6 protein-coding genes and 1 pseudogene are annotated in these 3,459 nt (G+C 63.5%); 3 read left to right on the plus strand and 4 right to left on the minus strand.

Features of this window, described 5'->3' with window-relative positions:
• Positions 1 to 99 precede the first annotated feature (99 nt).
• Both VZ95_RS18080 and VZ95_RS28975 read right to left on the minus strand, forming a co-directional pair.
• Positions 100 to 918 (minus strand): aspartate-semialdehyde dehydrogenase, encoded by an 819-nt coding sequence (locus tag VZ95_RS18080; protein WP_332308130.1) that lies wholly within the window; start codon positions 916 to 918, stop codon positions 100 to 102.
• A 10-nt stretch (positions 919 to 928) separates the two neighbouring features.
• On the minus strand, positions 929 to 1,096 hold the full coding sequence (locus VZ95_RS28975; RefSeq protein WP_332308131.1) for a hypothetical protein: 168 nt from the start codon (positions 1,094 to 1,096) through the stop codon (positions 929 to 931).
• 257 nt (positions 1,097 to 1,353) lie between these two features.
• Between VZ95_RS28975 and VZ95_RS18085 the strand changes: the two genes are divergently transcribed.
• The 3 genes from VZ95_RS18085 to VZ95_RS27485 are packed head-to-tail and all read left to right on the plus strand — an operon-like array spanning position 1,354 to position 2,155.
• Entirely contained in the window at positions 1,354 to 1,617 is a 264-nt protein-coding gene (locus VZ95_RS18085) for a PepSY domain-containing protein (protein WP_045777100.1), read from the plus strand.
• A gap of 2 nt (positions 1,618 to 1,619) precedes the next feature.
• Positions 1,620 to 1,934: a cytochrome b/b6 domain-containing protein gene (locus VZ95_RS27480; protein ID WP_232302742.1), complete on the plus strand. Its 315-nt coding sequence runs from the start codon at positions 1,620 to 1,622 to the stop codon at positions 1,932 to 1,934.
• Complete coding sequence (locus tag VZ95_RS27485; protein ID WP_232302743.1) at positions 1,859 to 2,155, plus strand: cytochrome b/b6 domain-containing protein; 297 nt, start codon at positions 1,859 to 1,861, stop codon at positions 2,153 to 2,155. Before VZ95_RS27480 ends, VZ95_RS27485 begins: the two co-directional genes overlap by 76 nt.
• On the opposite strand, the gene VZ95_RS18095 is transcribed toward VZ95_RS27485, so the two are convergent.
• Entirely contained in the window at positions 2,150 to 3,046 is an 897-nt protein-coding gene (locus VZ95_RS18095) for an ATP-binding protein (RefSeq protein ID WP_156995389.1), read from the minus strand. The two genes, VZ95_RS27485 and VZ95_RS18095, sit on opposite strands and share 6 nt — an antisense overlap.
• Positions 3,043 to 3,459: pseudogene (locus VZ95_RS25990) on the minus strand (hypothetical protein); the annotation flags it as partial. The gene VZ95_RS18095 and the pseudogene VZ95_RS25990, both read right to left, overlap by 4 nt.

Consider the following 3,459-nt stretch of genomic DNA (forward strand, 5'->3'; position numbering starts at 1 on the left):
GCCGCATTTTCTGCGGCACGCCCGATTAAATTCACCTGAAACAAAACACCCTCCGGCGGGGACCGGAGGGTGCTGAGAAGGCTTAGGCCTGAAAAACGATCAGACGAAGAGTTGAGCAATCTGCACGGCATTCAGTGCCGCACCTTTGAGCAACTGGTCGCCCGAAACGAAGAAATCGATACCGTGGTCGCCAAAAATCAGGCTCTGACGAATGCGACCGACGTTGCAATCATGCTGCATCGTGGCATTGATCGGCATCGGGTAGACGTTGTTTGCCGGATCGTCGACCAGCTTCACGCCGGGGGCAGCGGCAATCGCGGCGCGCGCGGCTTCCACCGTAATCGGCTTTTCGGTTTCAATCGTCACGGCTTCCGAATGCACGCGTAAGGTCGGCACGCGCACCGCCGTGCAGGAGATCGGCATATCCGGCGCGCCGAAAATCTTCCGGGTTTCCCAGGTGACTTTCATTTCTTCGCGCGTGTAGCCGTTCGGCTGGAAGCTATCGATATGCGGGATGAGGTTGAAGGCAATCGGGTGCGCGAACACCTTATGCCCCGCCGTACCGCCATCGAGCACGACGCGCGATTCGGCCAGAAGCTCGTTCATCCCCTCAACCCCGGCCCCCGAGGTGGCTTGGTAGGAGGAAACGATGACCTTCTTCACCCCAAACACCTTGTGCAGCGGCCATAGCGCCACCGCCAGAATTGCCGTGGTGCAATTCGGGTTGGCGATCAGCTTTTTGCCCTTGGCGGTTTCCGGGTTGATTTCCGGGATCACCAGCGGCACCGCATCGTCGAGACGGAAAGCCGAAGAATTATCGATCACCAGGGCCTTTTCCGCGATCTTCGGGGCGTATTCCTTAGCGAACTCGCCGGAAACGGCCAGGAAGACCACATCGCATTGCTGCGCGGCTTCCACGGAAAAGGCTTCAATGGTTTTTTCCCCGAAGGGCGTGGTAGTCGTTTTTACCGGCCGACCGTTCAGAGGCGAACAGATGGAGCGAGCCGACCGGATAGTTCAGATCGGCCAGCACACTCATCAATTCGGCCCCGACGGCGCCCGTAGCGCCAACGATACCGACTGCGTGTTTGGCCATGATATGTCCCTTTATGACAAATCGTTCCCGGCTTCAGTGCCGGGGCGGTAAGCCTTGCCCGGTTTCCGGCGCGGTGACAAATCGAAAATGCGAATGCAGCCTGCGCAAATATGATGCAGCCGCGCGCGAGATAAGTTTCGGAAAATTACGCTTCTTTCCGAAAATGGCCCGCCGTCAGCCTGCCGTCAGGAACGCCCCCTATGCTCCCCTCATCACCCACGCACCGGGTGACGTGCAACAAGCTTAGGAACCTCACCATGTTTCGTTTTGCCGCCATGACCCTACTCGCCGCCGCCGCTTTTGCCGGGGCCGCTTCGGCCGCCGATCTGTGCAAGCCCGCCGCCACCCCCGTTTCAGACGCCCAGGTTATGCAGATGCTGACCGAAAAGGGCTATAAAGACGTGAAGCTCGGCAAGGATGACGGCTGCATCGAAGCCAAGGGCCATAATGCCGCCGGAAAGCGCGTCGAGGTCTATATCGACCCGACGACGGGCGAAATCGTTAAAGTCAAAGGCGCGTAACCATGACCGCGCTGCCCTCTTCCGCAGCCCCCGAGGTCCCCGTGTGGGACCTCGGCGTGCGGCTGTTTCACTGGGGCACGGTCGCCGCCGTCGCCACCGCTTTTCTGGCCGAAGACGGCGAGCGCCTGCACGAATGGGCGGGCTATGCCGTCGCCGGGCTGGTGACGTTCCGCCTGATCTGGGGCTTGATCGGCACCCGCCACGCCCGTTTTTCCGACTTCGCCCCCTCCCCCGCGCCGTCTTGGGCTATCTGCGCGCCCGGCTGGCCGGAACGCCGCGCCGCTACCTCGGCCATAATCCGGCAGGCGGGGCGATGATTCTCGTGCTGCTGGGCTTGCTCGTCGCCGTCGCGGGCAGCGGCATCGCCATGACATTCGATAGCCTATGGGGCAATCATCTCGTTGAAGAGTTCCATGAAACCGCCGCCAATGCTCTGTTGGTCTTCGCGGGGGTTCATGTCGGGGCCGTGCTGCTCATGAGCCTCCTCGATCGGGAAAACCTGATCCGGGCGATGATTACGGGCAAGAAGCGCCTATAACCGCCGCGGCAGTACCATCCGTGCCCGTAACCCTGCCCGCGCCCGGTTGGAGAGTTCCAGTGTGCCGCCGTGGGCATCGACCACGCTTTTGACGATGGCGAGCCCCAGCCCCGTGCCGCCGGTGCCACGATTGCGCGATTGTTCCAGACGGTAGAAGGGCCGCAGCACATGGCTCTGCTCCTCCTCCGGGATGCCCGGCCCGTCATCGAGCACATCGACGATCACCTCTTCGGAGGTCGCCTGCACCATCACCTCGGCCCGCCCACCATATTTCAGGGCATTGTCGATCAGATTGGTCAGCGCCCGGCGTAGCGCTTCGGGGCGGCAACGCAGGCGTAAGGCGCGGGCTTGATCGAAGGTCAGCGGCGCGCGCGCCGTGCCCGAGCCGCTGGGGCCGAAAATCGTGCCGATAGTATCGAACTGCAACGGCGGCGCTTCGGTCAGCCGCACCGGGCGGCCCAAATCCGAGTAATCGTCGCACACCGCTTGCAGCAGACTGGTGAAAGCCACCATCTGTTCCGCCTCCTGGGCCGAGCCTTGCTTGAGGTAATCGAGCGCGGCGGCGATCATCAGGGTCATTTCGTCGAGATCGGCCAGGATTTTTTCGCGGATACCCTCATCCTCGATCCATTCGGCGCGCAGTTTGAGCCGCGTTGCCGGGGTGCGCAGATCATGGCTGATGGCGGCCAGCATGCGCGTCCGGTCCTCCAACAGTTCGGCCAAGGCCGCCCGACTGCGGTCGATGGCGGCAGCAATCTGCCGAACCTCCTCGGACGCGCCCAGGGGAACCGCCAGCGGCAGCGGCGGGCTCACGGGCTCGCGGTCCACACTCTCGGCCAGCCGTTCCACCGGTAGCGCCAATAGCCGCGCCAGGGCGACGGCGAGGATCACCAACCAACCGCCACCGCCAGAACAACGAGCCCGCGCGCAACCGGCGTCCAGCGGTTCTGCCAGAAGCGCGGGCTGGCGAAACTGAGCCAGCGCCCATCCGACAAAGGCAGCGCCAGCCGCGCTTTCAACCCGGTGGCCGCCACCTCTTCCGAGATTTCCGCCAGCGCCGGACCCAAGGTATCGCCCGCCGGGCCGAGATCGAGACTGCGCCCTTCCAGCAGCGGGCGCGGCAGAAACAGCCGGGCTTCGAAGGGCGCGCGCCCATCCCAGGACGGGGTGAATAGAAAGCGCATCATCGCCGCCCCGTCTGGGAGCCCGCCGATCTCGAACTGTAAATCGGTCACATGGCGGGTGGCGAGCGCGCCATCGGCGGAACCGCCCTCGGCCAGCGCCCCTTCCGCCGCCTGCCACAG

The organism is Elstera litoralis, assembly GCF_000963705.1.
GTDB lineage: Bacteria > Pseudomonadota > Alphaproteobacteria > Elsterales > Elsteraceae > Elstera > Elstera litoralis.

Excerpts from the sequence above, each read along its gene's own strand:
- VZ95_RS28975 (WP_332308131.1), bottom strand. The coding sequence starts at position 1,096 with ATGGCCAAACACGCAGTCGGTATCGTTGGCGCTACGGGCGCCGTCGGG.
- VZ95_RS18085 (WP_045777100.1), top strand. The coding sequence starts at position 1,354 with ATGTTTCGTTTTGCCGCCATGACCCTACTCGCCGCCGCCGCTTTTGCC.
- VZ95_RS27480 (WP_232302742.1), top strand. The coding sequence starts at position 1,620 with ATGACCGCGCTGCCCTCTTCCGCAGCCCCCGAGGTCCCCGTGTGGGAC.